The organism is Thermovenabulum gondwanense (assembly GCF_001601575.1).
Taxonomy (GTDB): Bacteria; Bacillota; Thermosediminibacteria; order Thermosediminibacterales; family Thermosediminibacteraceae; genus Thermovenabulum; species Thermovenabulum gondwanense.
Genome location: NZ_LOHZ01000020.1, coordinates 16,432 through 32,958, shown reverse-complemented (window position 1 = coordinate 32,958; position 16,527 = coordinate 16,432). Strand labels below are relative to the sequence as shown.

The 16,527-nt window shown below is 37.7% G+C and carries 20 protein-coding genes; 4 read left to right on the top strand and 16 right to left on the bottom strand.

Going from position 1 to position 16,527, the window contains the following annotated elements:
• Window positions 1–5 precede the first annotated feature (5 nt).
• Window positions 6–929, bottom strand: coding sequence for an HPr(Ser) kinase/phosphatase (hprK, locus tag ATZ99_RS02280; RefSeq protein WP_425428275.1), 924 nt, complete (start codon window positions 927–929; stop codon window positions 6–8).
• Window positions 930–1,046: 117 nt separating this feature from the next.
• On the opposite strand from hprK, the gene ATZ99_RS02275 reads away from it, so the two are divergent.
• The 3 genes from ATZ99_RS02275 (at window position 1,047) to ATZ99_RS02265 (ending at window position 2,472) form a co-directional block, all read left to right on the top strand.
• On the top strand, window positions 1,047–1,247 hold the full coding sequence (locus ATZ99_RS02275) for a DUF1540 domain-containing protein (RefSeq protein WP_068747622.1): 201 nt from the start codon (window positions 1,047–1,049) through the stop codon (window positions 1,245–1,247).
• 92 nt (window positions 1,248–1,339) lie between these two features.
• Window positions 1,340–2,227 carry a ComEC/Rec2 family competence protein gene (locus ATZ99_RS02270; protein ID WP_068747663.1) on the top strand — a complete coding sequence of 296 codons (888 nt, stop codon included), beginning with the start codon at window positions 1,340–1,342 and terminating at the stop codon, window positions 2,225–2,227.
• 29 nt (window positions 2,228–2,256) lie between these two features.
• Entirely contained in the window at window positions 2,257–2,472 is a 216-nt protein-coding gene (locus tag ATZ99_RS02265) for a DUF3006 domain-containing protein (RefSeq protein WP_068747621.1), read from the top strand.
• A 36-nt stretch (window positions 2,473–2,508) separates the two neighbouring features.
• Here ATZ99_RS02265 and ATZ99_RS02260 read toward each other — a convergent pair whose 3' ends face one another.
• From ATZ99_RS02260 to ATZ99_RS02195, 14 genes are all read right to left on the bottom strand, one after another.
• Entirely contained in the window at window positions 2,509–2,841 is a 333-nt protein-coding gene (locus tag ATZ99_RS02260; protein WP_187694810.1) for a tRNA-binding protein, read from the bottom strand.
• 20 nt (window positions 2,842–2,861) lie between these two features.
• Window positions 2,862–3,977: an aminopeptidase gene (locus tag ATZ99_RS02255; RefSeq protein ID WP_068747619.1), complete on the bottom strand. Its 1,116-nt coding sequence runs from the start codon at window positions 3,975–3,977 to the stop codon at window positions 2,862–2,864.
• 21 nt (window positions 3,978–3,998) lie between these two features.
• A complete protein-coding gene (locus ATZ99_RS02250; RefSeq protein ID WP_068747662.1) occupies window positions 3,999–4,862 on the bottom strand; it encodes a radical SAM protein in 864 nt (287 codons plus the stop codon).
• 92 nt (window positions 4,863–4,954) lie between these two features.
• Window positions 4,955–5,659, bottom strand: coding sequence for a hypothetical protein (locus ATZ99_RS02245; RefSeq protein ID WP_068747618.1), 705 nt, complete (start codon window positions 5,657–5,659; stop codon window positions 4,955–4,957).
• An 8-nt stretch (window positions 5,660–5,667) separates the two neighbouring features.
• A complete protein-coding gene (locus ATZ99_RS02240) occupies window positions 5,668–6,138 on the bottom strand; it encodes an HAD family hydrolase (protein ID WP_068747617.1) in 471 nt (156 codons plus the stop codon).
• 194 nt (window positions 6,139–6,332) lie between these two features.
• A complete protein-coding gene (locus ATZ99_RS02235; protein ID WP_068747616.1) occupies window positions 6,333–6,869 on the bottom strand; it encodes a 2-oxoacid:ferredoxin oxidoreductase subunit gamma family protein in 537 nt (178 codons plus the stop codon).
• Window positions 6,869–7,615, bottom strand: a complete 747-nt coding sequence (locus ATZ99_RS02230) for a thiamine pyrophosphate-dependent enzyme (RefSeq protein WP_068747615.1) — start codon at window positions 7,613–7,615, stop codon at window positions 6,869–6,871. The genes ATZ99_RS02235 and ATZ99_RS02230 overlap by 1 nt, the downstream gene beginning before the upstream one ends.
• Window positions 7,599–8,669, bottom strand: a complete 1,071-nt coding sequence (locus ATZ99_RS02225; protein WP_068747614.1) for a 3-methyl-2-oxobutanoate dehydrogenase subunit VorB — start codon at window positions 8,667–8,669, stop codon at window positions 7,599–7,601. The genes ATZ99_RS02230 and ATZ99_RS02225 overlap by 17 nt, the downstream gene beginning before the upstream one ends.
• A gap of 1 nt (window position 8,670) precedes the next feature.
• A complete protein-coding gene (locus tag ATZ99_RS02220) occupies window positions 8,671–8,889 on the bottom strand; it encodes a 4Fe-4S dicluster domain-containing protein (protein WP_245641282.1) in 219 nt (72 codons plus the stop codon).
• Window positions 8,890–8,910: 21 nt separating this feature from the next.
• On the bottom strand, window positions 8,911–9,981 hold the full coding sequence (buk, locus tag ATZ99_RS02215) for a butyrate kinase (RefSeq protein ID WP_068747612.1): 1,071 nt from the start codon (window positions 9,979–9,981) through the stop codon (window positions 8,911–8,913).
• A gap of 16 nt (window positions 9,982–9,997) precedes the next feature.
• Complete coding sequence (locus ATZ99_RS02210; protein ID WP_068747611.1) at window positions 9,998–11,038, bottom strand: Glu/Leu/Phe/Val family dehydrogenase; 1,041 nt, start codon at window positions 11,036–11,038, stop codon at window positions 9,998–10,000.
• A 24-nt stretch (window positions 11,039–11,062) separates the two neighbouring features.
• Window positions 11,063–11,953, bottom strand: coding sequence for a bifunctional enoyl-CoA hydratase/phosphate acetyltransferase (locus tag ATZ99_RS02205; RefSeq protein WP_083947302.1), 891 nt, complete (start codon window positions 11,951–11,953; stop codon window positions 11,063–11,065).
• A 165-nt stretch (window positions 11,954–12,118) separates the two neighbouring features.
• On the bottom strand, window positions 12,119–13,828 hold the full coding sequence (locus ATZ99_RS02200) for a sigma-54 interaction domain-containing protein (RefSeq protein ID WP_068747610.1): 1,710 nt from the start codon (window positions 13,826–13,828) through the stop codon (window positions 12,119–12,121).
• Window positions 13,829–13,863: 35 nt separating this feature from the next.
• Entirely contained in the window at window positions 13,864–14,502 is a 639-nt protein-coding gene (locus ATZ99_RS02195; protein ID WP_068747609.1) for a thiamine diphosphokinase, read from the bottom strand.
• A 169-nt stretch (window positions 14,503–14,671) separates the two neighbouring features.
• On the opposite strand from ATZ99_RS02195, the gene ATZ99_RS02190 reads away from it, so the two are divergent.
• Window positions 14,672–16,030, top strand: coding sequence for a phosphomannomutase/phosphoglucomutase (locus tag ATZ99_RS02190; protein WP_068747608.1), 1,359 nt, complete (start codon window positions 14,672–14,674; stop codon window positions 16,028–16,030).
• A gap of 37 nt (window positions 16,031–16,067) precedes the next feature.
• Here ATZ99_RS02190 and ATZ99_RS02185 read toward each other — a convergent pair whose 3' ends face one another.
• Window positions 16,068–16,478: a hypothetical protein gene (locus tag ATZ99_RS02185; RefSeq protein WP_068747607.1), complete on the bottom strand. Its 411-nt coding sequence runs from the start codon at window positions 16,476–16,478 to the stop codon at window positions 16,068–16,070.
• Window positions 16,479–16,527: the final 49 nt, after the last annotated feature.

The following is a 16,527-nucleotide window of genomic DNA, read 5'->3' as shown; positions in this document are numbered from 1 at the left end:
CTTTCCTACGTGTTTTTACTGTTAATTTCATCAAATAATTTTTGCGAAAAATTCAGCGCTGCATTATATCCCATTGTTTTCAAACGATGGTCCATAGCCGCTACCTCGATAATCGATGCCAAATTTCTTCCGGGTCTTATCGGTATGATTTTTTTAGAGATATTAGATTCCAATATAGTCATTTTTTTATCTTCAATTCCCAGCCTATCATCATCGCTGTATTTTTCCCATTCCACCAGTTCTATTACCAGGTCAATGCGAATGTCATCTCTTACGGCTCCGGCTCCGAAAATGGTTTTTACGTCAATTATTCCCAAACCCCTCACCTCAATAAAATACTTCAAAATTTCCGGAGCCATCCCCACAAGTACATTTTTTGCAACCTGTTTTATTTCAACCACATCATCCGCAATCAGTCTATGTCCTCTTTTTAAAAGCTCAACTGCCGTCTCGCTCTTACCGATGCCGCTTTCGCCAATTAATAAAACCCCAATGCCGTAGACATCCATCAACACCCCGTGCACTGTGGTTCTCGGAGCAAGTTCGCTTTCCAGATAATCGGTCAATTTACTTATTAAACTTGTCGTTGCACTGAGGGACCTTAGCAGAATTCTGCCTTTCTTTTCAGCTATTTTTAATAGTTCCGAAGGAATGCCAAGCCCTCTGGTAATTATTATACACGGTATGGGATAAGATAAAAGTTTTTCCAGCCTCTCGTTCCTTATTTCTTTTTCCAGACCATTCAAAAACTTAATCTCGGTCATTCCCAGTACCTGTATTCGTTCAAAGGGAAAATAATCAAAAAAACCAGCAAGTTCTACCCCTGGTCTGTACAAATCTGAGGTATTTATTACAATATCGTAATCATATCCAGTAATAATTTCCAGCCCGAATTTTTCAATAATCTTTTTTAAATTTACACCTTTTATTTTTTCCATATATATTCACCTTTAAATTCATTTCTACAAAAAAAACTAAATTCCTTTAAGCAAAGTAATTTTTTATAAAATAATGGGAAAAATATTAAAAAATTAAGGAGGGTCGATATGCCTGAAATAAGGTGTAACGTCGCATCTTGCAGATACAATCGAGATAACGTTTGCCATGCAGAAAGTGTTTTAGTAAACGCAATAAGGCCTGGTTGCAGTTCAAAAGAAGGTACTTACTGTGATGCCTTTGAACACAGAAATTCTTATAAAGAAAAAGATTCCCAGTCCAATTCAAAATTTATGTCCTTATGGGATTGATAAAGGAGGTAAAAACTCCTTTTTTTATTTCAATTTATTTGCTATGGTTTATAATATAGAGTAGAAATTTATATCTGGAAGGTGATTCAATGCTGTATAAAAAAAGAAAGAAATTTTTATTAATAATATTTTTCCTATTTCTATTATTTTTATTGACATCCTGTACCAATGAAAGTGCGGAAAACCCTGAAAAAAAAGCCCAGGATAAGGAATTTTCAGGTGGATATCTTTATATTACATTTTTAGACGTGGGACAGGCAGACTGCATATTTGTAATGTTACCCGATGGTAAAACCGCTATGATCGACGCAGGTAACAATGACGATGAAACCAAGATAATCAACTTTTTAAAAAAAATGAATATTAAAAAGATCGATTATCTATTTGGTACCCATCCCCATGAAGACCACATCGGTTCTATGGATAGCGTTATTAACAACTTTGATATAGGCAAGATTTACATGCCATATGTTACAACCACCACTAAAACCTTTAAAGATGTATTAGAGGCTGTAAAGAAAAAAAGCCTAAAAATTACTTCCGCAAAAGGGGGAATGGAAATTACGCCTTCACAGGATGTAAAAATAGAAGTTTTAGCACCCAACAGCAAAAATTATGAAGATTTAAATAATTATAGTATTGTATTGAAAATAATCTATAAAAATACATCCTTTTTGCTCACCGGGGACGCAGAGTACATATCGGAAAAAGAAATGATAAATAATAATTATGATCTCAAAGCCGATGTTTTAAAAGTTGCCCACCATGGCTCCAGTTCGGGCACTTCCATTGAGTTTTTAAAGGCTGTCTCTCCCAAATACGCCGTAATAAGTTACGGAAAGGGAAATGATTACGGACATCCCCATAAAGAAACCATAGATAAGCTCAATAAAATGAAGATTAAAATATTGTCTACTGCCGAAAACGGTGATATTACTTTCAAAAGCAATGGCGAAATCCTGCAACTTATTAAAAAGTAAAATAAATTTAAAAAAGAGGTGGCATTATTATGTCAAAAAAGGGTGTTATAGACCGGTTTGAAGGCGGGTATGCCGTAGTAGAATTATTCGATAAAAGTATAATAAATATTGAAAGGATTCTCCTTCCTCATGAAGCTAAGGAAGGAGATGTTATTGATATCGAAACCTATAATATAGACAAAGAGGAAACTGAAAAAATAAAAGTAGAAGTTAATAAAATAGCAAGGTATCTATTTGAAGAGTAAAAAATAAAGTATATTAAGCCTTCCCGGCAGGAAGGCTTAATATACTTTTTCTCCTAATTTTACGTTCCTCTCGGTTGTCAGCAAGACTACGTTTCCCTCTTCATCATTAACACCCAGGACAAGCACCTCAGAAATAAAATCAGCAATTTTCTTGGGAGGAAAATTAACCACTGCAATTACAAGTTTGCCGGGTAATTCTTCTTTTTTATATAATTTTGTAATCTGAGCGCTGGATTTTTTAACTCCAATTTCAGATCCAAAATCGATGGTAAGTTTATATGCCGGTTTTTTGGCTTTAGGAAAATCCTCCACTTCTATTATCCTTCCCACCCTCATTTCTACTTTTTCAAAATCGCTATAGGAAATAATGCCCTGCATCTTTACCACCACTATTTCAGGTTTTCCGGGTTCAGGCCCTTCAGTTCTTCCAGCACGAATAAACCGTCTTTTCTCACCAAAACATCATCAAAATAAATCTCGCCGCCACCGTATTCCGGTCTTTGTATTAAAACAATATCCCAGTGAATGGCAGATTTGTTGCCATTGCCGCAATCTTCGTAAGAATTACCCGGCGTAAAATGAATACTCCCAGCTATTTTTTCATCAAAAAGGGTATCCTTCATTGGTTTTAATATATAGGGATTTACACCTATAGCAAACTCCCCTATGTACCTGGCTCCTTCATCGGTATCCAGGATCTTATTTATTCTTTCGGTATCGTTAGCGATAGCCTTTACAATTTTCCCATTTTTGAACTCAAATTTTATATTTTCAAAGGTAAAACCCTGATACAATGCGGGGGTATTATAGGTAATATATCCATTTACCGAATCGATCACCGGTGCGGTAAAGATTTCGCCATCGGGAATGTTCTTTTTTCCATCGCATTTTTCAATTCCGATACCCTTTATTGAAAAGGTAAGATCCGTACCCGGACCCACGATCCTTACCCTGTCGGTTCTGCTCATAAGGTCTACCAAAGGGTCCATTGCTTTAGACATCTTCTCATAGTCAAGACAACAAACATCAAAATAAAAATCCTCAAAAGCCTCGGTGCTCATATCAGCAAGCTGAGCCATTGAAGGATTTGGATACCTCAAAACCACCCATTTTGTTTTCGGGACTCTTATATCCATATGAACCGGTTTTGAATAAAGTTTCATATAAAGAGTCTTTTTTTCCTGAGGTACATCGGAAAGCTCCGCCACATTATCGCCACCCCTTATTCCGATGTAAGCATGCATATCCTTCATTTTCTCGGAATCATATTTTGCCATCAATTTTAAAGTATCTTCATCCACGTTCATAAGTAATTCCCTGGCTATCTCCTGCATTGAAATGTTAACAAAGGGGTGGGCACCTTTTTCATAAGCAAATTTAATTAACTCCTTTACAAGAGGGCTTTCCCCAGGCCCCGCTTCTATTAAGATGTTTTCTCCATTTTTTAGTTCCACAGAATAATCAATCAATAGTTTTGCAAGTTTTTTAATTCTTGGGTCCTTCATATTTAAAACCTCCTTGTATTTTTATATACCTTCAAAATCAAAATCGGGAACAAATTCTTCCGAATTCGCGCCTTCTCCCTGAATAAAGCCGTTTTCAAGACCCACTTCAAAAAAGTATTCAACTGCTTCATCGTATTCTTTTTTTGTGAGTGGCCTGTTTATTTCCGGATATTCCTCCGTTCTGTAATAGGGCATGTACTGACTCATTAAGCTTACGTAAACACCCGCTGGCAGGTTTTCGCTAATCCATTTTAATATTTTCTTCGTATCATTTACATAACCCGGTAACACCAGATGTCTTATTATCACACCCCTCTTTATTATTCCCTTTTCATCAAACTCAGGCTCTCCCACCTGTCTAACCATTTCCAGGATGGCTTTCGAAGCGTATTCAAAGTAATTCCTTGCTTTTGAATATTTGTATGCAATTTCATCATCGTAATATTTTAGATCGGGAAGATATACATCGATTAAACCTTCCATCTTACTTAATATCTCAACGTTCTCATAAGCGTTGGAATTCCATACAATAGGAACCTTTAGCCCTCTTTCTTTGGCTAAATTTATTGCCTCAGCAATCTGGGGTGTATAAATAGTAGGAGTTACAAGATTTATGTTATGAACTCCCCGCTCTTGAAGCCTCAGGAATATTTCTGCCAGAGCTTTCAAATCCCTAGGTTTACCAACCATTTCCTGACTGATTTCGTAATTCTGGCAAAATATGCATTTTAAATTGCATCCAGAAAAAAATACCGTTCCCGACCCTTTGGTACCGCTTATACAAGGTTCTTCCCAGGGATGGGGGAATGCCTTTGAAACAATGCAGTCAAATCCTGCCCGGCAAAATCCGAGTTCTCCGTTAATCCTGTTAACTTTACATCTCATAGGACATACTTCGCAGGATTTTAACAGTTCTAAAAAATCCAAGGTATTTCTCTCCTTCTTTAGACTGATTATAATCTATAATTAATATTCCTTTATAGCTTTAACTTTATTTGCACCTGTCCTTCCTTGCAGCCTTTTAAATTTAAAAGCATAGATCTTATCACCGAATAAAATAGATCTTCCACAAAGGGTACCAGCGGTATATCTTTATTATCCACCAGGATTTTTATCTTCCCTTCCCCTTCTCGCTTGCAGAAATTTCTGTCGGCTTTTCCGCTAATTATTTTTTCTGCCATTTTGTTGCAATCTTCTCCGCATTTTCCACATCCTCCTCCAAAAAGGGCAGGAAGTTTTTCAAATACCCTTTCTACTATCAAATCGGTAATATTTCTTATTTCTTCTAAGCTAAGCACGGGTATATTTCCCATAAATTTTTTTTCGGTTTTTATTGTTACGGCTGCAATAGTTTTAGAAGACAGTTCCACCTTTTTTATTTCTTCATTAAAACAAACTATCTCGGGAAAAGCCCCTTGTAAATTCTCAAGAATCAGGTAATCACAGTTATAGTAATTCATAACATCTTCCAGGTTCGATTCTTTAAAAATAAGCTCTACCCTGCCATCTTTAAAATATCCGACCATCTTGAATTTTTCAAACTGGCCCTTTAAGCTCTTGTCTTCTTTTAATAAGCCTACAGAATATCCCCTGCTTGCGAGCTCATTTCCTATTTTATTTATAAAGTCTTCCCTTTCAATTTCTTTTTCCACATTTTGAAATCTAATAGAAAAAACCTTCATACCATTCCCTACTTTCTCAATGTAGCTATCAATCTTTTGGGATTTAACAGGAGATTTAGAGCATCCTCGGGAGAAAACACGACAATCTGAGCATTAATAATAGATTCCCTGTATGCCCCTTCCCTCCCTATTACTGCAATACTTAGTCTTGCAGTTTTTATCATTTTAACATCATTTTTCCCGTTTCCAATACATGCGACGAACTCTGCTCCCAGCTTTTCAACAAAATTCTTTTTATCTTCTCCTCCATCTATGGGATCAACTTTGTAAAATTTAACAGGAATATCCTTTAATTCTTCAGAAGCTGTCCCATATGTATCGGCTGTAAGTATAAAAACCTCCATTTTTTCCGAAAGCTTTTTTACCAATTCTTTTACCTTTTTCGAGCATTTTCCGTCCTCTGCCAGGGTGCCATTGTAGTCAAGAACCAAATACTTTAAATTTAAAGTGGTTTCTCCAGGAATTTCAACTTCCAGCATAATTTACCTCCTATGGGAAGACTAACATTAAATTATTCTCCATAAACCGAAAAATTCCTCTAAAATCCACCTTTCATCGCTTAATTTATTGCCTTTTTTAAAATTTTATTCCCAATTAAATAAAAAACAATATTTTTTAAAAGCTAAAAAAAACGATTCCTGAAAAAATCAGGAACCGTAAATCTTAAATATTTTTATTTTACTATCTCTAATCCCTTTTTAAAAGCCTTCTCATTAATTTCATACATTGCTTTCCGGTGCTCCGGAAGAAAATAATCTATAGATTTTAACACCGTGTCTGGTTTTACAATTCCGGTCTTACCTACCACCACTCCCAGAGCTACCATATTAGCCGCCTTTATATTTCCTATCTCATCAGCAATTTTTATTGCGTTTATTTTTATCATTTCTACCCCGTCTTTTTCCAGAGCTTTATCTATTAAATCCATATTCAGTACCGCAAGGCCACCCTTTTTTACAAAAGGCATGAATTTTTCCATGGAAGGCTTGTTCATGGCTACCAAAACATCCGGCGAAGATATAATGGGAGAAGGTATCCTCCTGTCGGAGATAACTACCATGCAGTTCGCAGTGCCACCGCGCATTTCGGGGCCATAGGAAGGAATCCAGGAAACCTCTTTCCCCTCCACCATTGCACTGTGGGCTAATATTTCTCCCATCAACATAATACCCTGCCCGCCAAACCCGGCCATAATTACTTCAAGTTTCATTACCGCCCCTCCTCCCAATCCTTATATATTCCAGGAGGAAAAACTTTTGTCATTTCGTTTTTTACCCAAAAAATAGCATTAGATGGAGACATGCCCCAGTTTGTAGGACAGGGGGAAAGGATTTCTACAAGAGAAAAGCCCTTTTTATTGATCTGAGTTTCAAAAGCCTTTTTAATATAGCTTTTTGCCCGTAAAATATTTTTTACATCGGTAACCTGAGCTCTTGCTAAATAGGAAGCACCATCAAGAGTTGATAGCATTTCGCAAACTCTTATCGGATATCCCGCGCTTTGTGCATTCCTTCCGTACGGTGAAGTCTCGGTTTTTTGTCCTAATAAAGTGGTAGGTGCCATCTGGCCTCCCGTCATACCGTAAATAGCATTATTTACAAATATTACTGTGATGTTTTCTCCCCTTGCGGCTGCATGGATAATCTCCGCTGTTCCAATGGCTGCCAGGTCCCCATCCCCTTGATAGGCAAAAACTATATTTTCCGGCAGAACTCTTTTTATTCCGGTAGCTACCGCCGGTGCTCTACCGTGTGCAGCCTGCTGCATGTCACAATTAAAATAGTTGTAGGCCAATACGGAGCAACCTACCGGAGCTACTCCAATGGTTTTTTCTCTGATATTCAGCTCATCCATAACCTCAGCCACTAATCTATGAATAACCCCATGACCGCATCCCGGGCAGTAATGGGTTTTTGTTTCCTGGAGTGATTTTGGCCTTTCAAATACCAGTTTCATCAGGCCACCCCCTCATTTTTTCGATTTCTTTAAGGATTTCTTCTGCGGTAAATACCATTCCACCGGGTCTTCCGTAAAAATATACGGGTGCCCTTCCATTTACCGAAAGCTTAACATCATCTACCATTTGTCCGAGAGAAAGTTCAACGGTTAGAAAAGCTTTTGCCCTCGATATAACCTCTTCAAATGCCTTTGCGGGATAAGGCCATAAGGTTATCGGCCTGATAAGTCCAACTTTAATTCCCCTTTCTCTGGCCATTTCAATTGCTGAAAGAGCTATCCTCGCAGCTATCCCGTAGGCCACTACAAAATAATCTGCATCATCGCAGTTTATCATCTCATACCTTACTTCTTTTTCTTCAATTTCCTTATATTTTCTATATAACTTCCAGTTATGTTCCTCTAATTTTACCGGATCAAGATACAGGGAATTTATAACATTCTGTTTTCTATTCTTCATTCCCGTGGTCGCCCAATCTTTTGGAGGAAGTTCTCTTTTGGGCCTTTCCTTAAACACAACGGGCTCCATCATTTGCCCTAAGATGCCATCTCCCAGTATCATGACAGGGTTTCTGTAAAGGTCTGCCAAATCAAAGGCATCGTACACCAGATCGACAAGTTCCTGGACAGAAGAAGGTGCAAGGACTATCGTTCTGTAATCTCCGTGTCCACCACCTCTCGTAGCCTGATAATAATCCGATTGAGCGGGTTGTATATCCCCCAGCCCCGGTCCTCCTCTCATAATATTTACAATAACACAGGGCAGTTCCGCACCACAGAGATAGGAAATACCTTCCTGCTTCAGACTTATTCCCGGACTTGATGAGGAAGTCATTACCCTTGCTCCAGCTCCAGCAGCTCCGTACACCATGTTAATTGCGGCTACTTCGCTCTCTGCCTGCAGAAAAACTCCTCCTCTTTTTGGCATTTCCCTCGCAAGATACGCAGGCAGCTCACTTTGAGGGGTAATGGGATATCCAAAAAAGCATTGACATCCTGCTCTTATTGCCGCTTCTGCCAGGGCCTCATTACCTTTCATCAGTATTTTTTCCAATTTATTCTCCCTCCTTCTCTTCCTTATAGATTGTAAAAACTATATCAGGACAAACCGTTGCACAAAATCCGCAAGCAATACATCCTTCTTTTGATGCAACCGGATGATAACCTAATATATTCACTTCTTCCTGATCAAGGAAAAGAATTTTCTTAGGACAAACATTCACACAAAGCCCGCAACCTTTACATCTATCTTTATCAATAATAAGCTTATTCAACTCAAAACTTCCTCCTTTCATTTAACTGTATTCTTTCGCCATCTCTTCTCCTCTCAAAACCCTCAAAGCCCCTTCTGCCAAGGCTTTCAATTCATCTTCCCCGGGGAATACCTCTACGGAAGCTATGAAAGATACTCTTTCCTTTATCCAGTTCACCAGCCTTGTATCATAAGCAAGTCCTCCGGTTAAAATTACCGCATCTACTTTTCCGGATAAAGTAACTGCACATGCGCCTATTTCCCTCGCAATTCTATACGCCATAGCTTCATATACTAATTTAGCTTCGGTATTACCATTATCTATCATTGCGCCTATTTCCCTCGCATCATTAGTGCCAAAATACGCAACAAGCCCTCCTTTGCCGGCAATCAACTTCTTCATTTCTTCCCTGCTCATATTTTCGTTAAAAATTAAGTTTACAACATCCATAGCAGGAAGGCTTCCCGCTCTTTCCGGCGAAAAAGGTCCCTCTCCCTCAAGTCCGTTATTTACATCTACAACTTTTCCTTTTTTATGAGCGCCTATGGTAATCCCGCCACCCATATGAGCTACTATTAAATTGAGTTCTTCGTATTTTTTGCCGGTTTTTTTTGCATACCTTTTTGCAACGGCCTTTTGATTCAGCGCATGAAAAATACTTTTTCTTTTTATTCTGGGTACCCCGGTGATTTTTGCTATGGGTTCCATTTCATCAACCACTACCGGGTCTACAATAAACGCAGGGGCATTTATTTTAGAAGCTATTTCGTATGCCAGCACTCCTCCTAAATTAGATGCGTGTTCCCCGAGAACTCCTATTTTTAAATCTTCAATCATTTTTTCATTTACCCGGTAAGTTCCTCCCTCCACGGGTTTTATCAAACCACCCCTGCCCACAACCGCATTTAAATTGTTAATGTTATATTTTCTATTTTCTATTGCCTCCAGTATTATTTTTTTTCTTAATTGATACTGATCAAAAATTGTCCTGAATTCCTTTAAATCTTCAGTAGAATGGGAAATTTTTTCTTCAAATATTATTTCTTCGTCTTTAAACACGGCTATTTTTGTAGAAGTTGATCCGGGATTTATTGCAAGAATTTCAAAAGCCATAAAATCCCTCCGAATATTAACCTTTTTTCTTAAATTTACTCTCGGCAATCATATCCGCAGCCTTTGCAGTAGTAATACCTTTTTCTTTTGCCATGTTAAAAACTTCCTTTAATCTTGTTGGAATGATTTGCAGTTTTTGTTCTACTACTTCCATACTGTAGGGGATTCCTGACACTTCGATAGATACATTGATTACTCCCCCGCCATTTATTACGTAGTCAGGAGCGTATAAAATATCCCTTTCCGATAATTTTTGCGCAAAACTCTCGTCTTTAAGCTGGTTATTCGCAGCGCCAGCTATTATTTTACACTTCAGTCTTTCTACTGTATTTTCATTTATTACCGCCCCAAGAGCGCAGGGTGAAAATACATCGCACTCTACATCATAAATCTCATCAGCGCTTACAACTTTCGCATTGAATTTCTTTTCAGCTTCTTTTACCCGATCCTCATAAATATCCGTTACTATCAGCCGTGCACCTGCTTCATAAAGTAATCCTGCAAGAGACATCCCCACATGCCCTAAACCCTGAACCGCTACCACTACATCTTTTATATCCGATTGTCCAAAAAGCCATTCAGAACATGCTTTAATACCTAAAAATACACCTTTTGCCGTTATAGGGGAAGGGTCTCCGCTTTTACCATCAAGTCCCGCCACATATGACGTTTCCATAGCTACATACTTCATATCTTCCGGGCAGGTACCTACATCTTCTGCAGTAATGTATTTCCCACCCAGAGAATTTACAAATTTGCCGAAGGCCCTGAAAAGTTTTTCGCTTTTTGCCTTCCGGGGATCCCCTATTATTACAGATTTCCCTCCGCCCAGGGGTAATTCCATCATGGCATTTTTATAAGTCATTCCCCGGGACAACCTTAAAACATCTCTTACCGCATCCTCTTCGGTAGCGTAGCTCCACATACGGCATCCACCTAAGGCAGGACCCAGGTTGGTGTTATGAACCGCAATTATAGCTTTTAGCCCTGCTTCTTTATCATTGCAAAAAACCACTTCCTCATGCTCCATCTGATCCAGTACTTTAAAAAGCTCCATTTTAAAATACCTCCCTATAATTTTTTATTTACCCATTAATGCAGCAAGAGAAATAGAATATGCTTTTGATTCATCACTATCGGCTCTTGACGTAAGAACGAGCGGTACCTCTGCCCCCACCACTATGCCGGCTACCTTTGCATTAGCAAAGTAAACAAGGGATTTGTATAAAATATTTCCGCTTATAAGGTCGGGAACCAGTAATATATCCGCATCTCCCCCCACTGTTGAATTAATCCCTTTATGCTCACAGGCTTCCTTTGAGATTGCATTATCCAGCGCTAAAGGGCCATCCACCAATGCTTTCAATTTTTCCCTTTCTGCCATTTTTGATATAACAGCCGCATCTATAGTAGAAGGAATGGATGGATTTACATTTTCCACCGCCGAAAGTAAAGCTACTTTTGGCATTTCTATTCCCAGGATTTTTGTAACCTGTAGCGCGTTTTTCATTATCTGGTATTTTTGACTTAAATCCGGACTTATGTTCATAGCCGCATCCGTTACAAGAATCAATTTTGGGTAATTTTCCACTTCAAATACCGCCACATGGCTTAAAAGTCTTCCTCCCGTCAATGATTTATCGCCTGAAAGGACACCTTTTAAAAAATCTTTGGTCTGAATTAACCCTTTCATGAGGGCCTGCACCTTTTTTTCTTTTGCAAGTTCCACACCTATTAATGAAGCCTTTACAGGATCTTTTTCATCTATGATTTCACCCTCAAAATCAAATTCTATTTGTTCCGATATTTTTTTTATCTCAGATTTATCCCCAATTAAAACCGCATCTACAATTCCTTCTTCTCTGGTTTTTTTCACCGCTTTTAATACATCCTCATCCTCAGCTTTTACAACAGCCATTAATCTTTTCGGTAAATTTTTGGCTTTTAATTTCAATTCATTAAGGGTGTTCAAATAAAATCACCTCCACTAAAAGTATTTTTTTATGCAAACTCCGTACCGCATTCCAAAAAAAAATAAAGGCTCATAAATCGAGCCTTTTCATAGAAATTATATAATTTTCAGTGCAACTTTTTTCACTGAAAGATTTTTTTTGCACGCTAAAATTTGCATTCGCCATTACAACCCGTATTTTTTTATTTTATAAAATAAATTTCTTATGGAAATCCCCAGTATTCTCGCGGCTTCATGTTTATTACCGCCGGTTTTATTAAGGACACTAATTATCGCTTCCTTTTCCGTTTCCTCAATTAAAGATTTTAATGGTAAATTTAAATTTTCACTATTTACTATTCTTAATTTTTCTTCAAAATACCCTCCCACAAAAGAAGGAAGGTGTTTTTTTTCAATAATGGATTCTCCCGTCTTCATATTTATAATTGCCCTGCTTATAACGTTTTCTAATTCTCTTATGTTACCGGGCCAATCGTAATCCATTAAAGATTTTAATGCACTTTTTTCAATACTTTCCACCGCTCTGCCGTATTCCTGATTGTATTTTTTTATAAAATGCTCTACCAGCAATGGTATATCCTCCTTTCTTTCTCTCAAAGGAGGAATGTATATAGGGAATACATTGAGCCGAAAATACAGATCCTTTCTAAACCTTCCCTCCTCCACGGCTCGCTCTAAATTCACATTGGTAGCAGCTATCACCCTTACATTTACAGGCACGGGTTTACTTTCCCCTACCCTTAAAATTTCCTTCTCATTTAAAACCCTTAAAAGCATAGCCTGATGACTTAACCCTATTTCGCTTATTTCATCAAGAAAGATCGTCCCGCCATCCGCCTCTTCAAAAAGACCCTTCCTGCCTCCTTTTTTAGCTCCGGTAAAAGCCCCTTCCGCATATCCAAACAGTTCGCTTCCAAGCAAACTATCCGTTAACGCTGCGCAGTTTACCCTGACAAATTGACTGTGCTTTCTATAGCTGCTGTTATGGATCGCATGGGCGAAAAGTTCCTTTCCCGTACCGCTTTCTCCTCTTAAAAGAATTGTGGCATTTGTAAGAGCTACACTTCTTGCTGCTTCCTTGGCCTCTACTATGACAGGGCTTTCCCCTATTATATCGTCAAAGGTGTACTTTGCCTCAAGGTGCCTTAGCTTTCTTTTTGTTAAATCCAATTCCTCTGTGAGTCTTTTTATTTCCGAAACATCGTGAATAACCGCTACACTTCCCTTTAATTGATCATTTACAATTATCGGAGCAGCATGAACGATAACTTCTTTTTTGTTTGGCCCTACCTTCATAGGTACACCTTTAATTGGCATTCTTGTCTTTAGAACCTTGTAGTGCACGCTTTCTCCTTCAGCAATATCTACCGTCGCCGGTTTTCCGATAATATCTTCTTTTGTCAAACCCACTAAATTAGTATATGCTTTATTTATCAATATACCCTTGCCTTCCGAATCAACTACTGAAATAGCATCTTGAGTGGAGTTAATAATTGCTTCCAGCAGGGTCCTGATTTCTTTCAAATTCGTTAATTCTTCAGCTAAATTCTTTACTTCGCTGATATCTCGAAAAATTGCCACGGCACCCTTTATATCTCCTTTTTCATCGAAGATCGGCATACGGCTGGTAATAATTGTCGTATCCTTTAATTTTTGTATCTGGTTTAATTCCGGATTTTTTGTCCTTAATACTACTGGAAGCCTTGTATTTGGTAATATCTTAACTACATTTTTACCTTCCGCATCTTTTTTTTCTACACCTATTAATTTTGCCGCAGCATTGTTTATCATTATTATATTTTCATTAGTATCCACTACAAGGATTCCTTCATTAATAGCATCAAAAATTGCCCTTAATATTTCAGGTGAGACCATATTTTTCACCCTCTAAAATAAAACTTAAAATCACTTTAATTTGAATGTACTCTTATCCCCAGCAAAATTCCTTTTTTCAGGCTGATCTTTGCTTTTTTTTCAAGAAAAACATTGCTGATGCCGCGGGATGTGCCAAAACCCAAGGTTTCTCCCTTTAAAGGATAATAGAGCCCTTCGGTATAAATATCTTCAGCAAATTCAGTAACGGGAACGAGGGAAAGCAAGTCACCTTTTTCCCCTTCTATTTCTTTCTCATCTTTAATTAAAAATATTTCAAAATCCTCATCCACTACCTTTAATTCTAAACCTTTATTTAAATATTTCACAAGCAGAAAAATGTTTGCCAGGCTGTGATCCGGCCGCGTCCCGATTCCCGCAACTATAATAGCTTTTTTTACTCCTAAACTTAATGCGTATTCCACAGCAAGTTCGGTATCTGTAAAGTCTTTTTCCTTGGGATAATATATAATTTTTGTATTTAATTTTTTTATATATTCAAAAACGTTTTCGGGAATAGAATCCATATCGCCAATTAAAAAATCCGGTTTTAACCCGGCCTTCAAAGCATGAAGGGCTCCACTATCCGCACAAATTACTATATCGTAAAAGCTTTTGTATTTTTTTATGAATTCATAGTCCTTTACATTTCCACCGGCAAAAATAAGGGCATTCATCCCATTATCCTCCCGTTTATTCATTCTTTATAATTAATTTATCATATTTTCTATTATAAAGTTTACATTTTTTCATTTTCTATTGAAAAATTTTAGCTTGTAATATATGTTTGTTAATATTTAATAAAATTTACCAAATATGGTATAATTCTTTTTGGAGGTGAAAAAATTGCACAGATTTAACCCCAACATTTTCAGACAATACGATATTAGAGGTATTGTTGGCGAAGAATTAAACGAAGATGTAGCACAAACCCTTGGGAAAGCTTTCGGAAGTTTTTCAATAAAAAACGGTGAAAAGCTCGTAGTGGTTGGAAGCGATAATCGTTTATCATCTCCTTCTTTAAAAAAGGCGGTTATTAATGGACTCCTTTCCACCGGCTGTGATGTAGTAGATTTAGGAACCGTTGTAACTCCCATATTTTACTTTGCAAGAATTCATTATAAAATTAATCCCGGTATCATGGTAACGGCAAGCCATAACCCTCCACAATTTAACGGTTTTAAGGTTGCTTTCGGTCATGCGACCCTTTATGGTGAAGATATCCAATACATTAGAAAATTAATGGAAGAAGGAAATTTTGAGAAAGGAAACGGCACCCTGAGTTTTATTGACCCCACTGAAGACTATATAAGCGATATTACGAGTAGAATCAAACTTTCAAGACCTTTGAAAGTCGCTATTGACTGCGGTAACGGAACTGCGTCCCATATTGCTGAAAGACTCTTTACAAGACTTGGAGCACAGGTATATCCCCTTTACTGTGATTCCGATCCAAATTTCCCGAATCATTTTCCGGATCCGGTAAAACCCGAAAATATGGAGGATTTAAAGAATTTAGTGCTAAAAGGAAACCTGGATCTGGGAATTGGCTTTGATGGAGATGGAGACAGGATTGGTGTGGTGGACGATAAGGGGCAAATAATCTGGGGAGACATGTTGATGATTCTTTTTTGGAGGGAAATTTTGCCAAAACATCCCGGAGCCACTGCAATAGTTGAAGTTAAATGTTCCCAGGCCCTTGTAGAAGAAATATTAAAAATGGGAGGTAATCCCATCTTTTATAAAACCGGTCACTCCCTTATAAAAGCAAAAATGAAAGAAATCGGTGCAATTTTCACCGGTGAAATGTCCGGACATATGTTTTTTGCGGATGAGTACTACGGTTTTGATGACGCTTTGTATGCTGCAGCGAGATTGTTAAGAATCCTCTCTAATACAGAAAAAAAACTCTCCGAACTATTGAGCGACGTGCCCAAGTACTATTCCACACCGGAAATACGGGTTCATTGCTCGGATGAAGAAAAATTTGATAAAGTTCAGGAGGTAAAAAAATATTTCTCAGGTAGGTACGAAATAATTGATATCGACGGTGCCCGGGTGATTTTTCCCGATGGATGGGGGCTGGTAAGGGCATCCAACACCGGCCCGGAATTAATAGTTAGGTGCGAATCAAAAACCCCTGAAGGACTGGAGAAAATAAAGGAAGAAATAAAAAGTGCTCTTTCCCCTTTAAAGGTTTTTTAAATATTTAAATGCCGCTTTTTATGCGGCATTTTTAATACTAATATCTAAAATTTATATAACCCCAGGTAAGAGGATCCGGGACGGGAAGCTGAATATAGCCATAAGTATTCAAAATGGCTATTAATGAAGTAAAATTTATTTTTCTATGGTGGAAATGACGTGGTAACAAGAAAGAATTTACGCTGCACATTTTCCCCTTCCATTCCAGCCCAAACCAGCAATTAAAACAGCTCAAATTATGTTTTTTCTTGTTTAGCACCATATAAAAATCCAATAATTTATCTTCCATATAAGTACCGGGACAGGTCATGGTCAATTTAAAATCGAAAATCGAAATTCTGTCCTTTCTTTCTCTTACAAAACAATTTTCAGCCATTTTCATTATCCTATCAGTTGCAGGACCTTTTGTAAAATCAAGAATATTGCCATCAAATCTAAAATAGTACATAAAATGCCCACTCCTTATTTATCTCAATTTTAGAGTGGGCATAAAATTC

Coding starts and splice junctions, on each gene's coding strand:
- ATZ99_RS02275 (WP_068747622.1), top strand. CDS start 1,047: ATGCCTGAAATAAGGTGTAACGTCGCATCTTGCAGATACAATCGAGAT.
- ATZ99_RS02265 (WP_068747621.1), top strand. CDS start 2,257: ATGTCAAAAAAGGGTGTTATAGACCGGTTTGAAGGCGGGTATGCCGTA.
- ATZ99_RS02255 (WP_068747619.1), bottom strand. CDS start 3,977: ATGAAGGACCCAAGAATTAAAAAACTTGCAAAACTATTGATTGATTAT.
- ATZ99_RS02250 (WP_068747662.1), bottom strand. CDS start 4,862: ATGAGATGTAAAGTTAACAGGATTAACGGAGAACTCGGATTTTGCCGG.
- ATZ99_RS02245 (WP_068747618.1), bottom strand. CDS start 5,659: ATGAAGGTTTTTTCTATTAGATTTCAAAATGTGGAAAAAGAAATTGAA.
- ATZ99_RS02240 (WP_068747617.1), bottom strand. CDS start 6,138: ATGCTGGAAGTTGAAATTCCTGGAGAAACCACTTTAAATTTAAAGTAT.
- ATZ99_RS02235 (WP_068747616.1), bottom strand. CDS start 6,869: ATGAAACTTGAAGTAATTATGGCCGGGTTTGGCGGGCAGGGTATTATG.
- ATZ99_RS02230 (WP_068747615.1), bottom strand. CDS start 7,615: ATGAAACTGGTATTTGAAAGGCCAAAATCACTCCAGGAAACAAAAACC.
- buk (WP_068747612.1), bottom strand. CDS start 9,981: ATGGCTTTTGAAATTCTTGCAATAAATCCCGGATCAACTTCTACAAAA.
- ATZ99_RS02210 (WP_068747611.1), bottom strand. CDS start 11,038: ATGGAGCTTTTTAAAGTACTGGATCAGATGGAGCATGAGGAAGTGGTT.
- ATZ99_RS02200 (WP_068747610.1), bottom strand. CDS start 13,828: ATGGTCTCACCTGAAATATTAAGGGCAATTTTTGATGCTATTAATGAA.
- ATZ99_RS02195 (WP_068747609.1), bottom strand. CDS start 14,502: ATGAATGCCCTTATTTTTGCCGGTGGAAATGTAAAGGACTATGAATTC.
- ATZ99_RS02185 (WP_068747607.1), bottom strand. CDS start 16,478: ATGTACTATTTTAGATTTGATGGCAATATTCTTGATTTTACAAAAGGT.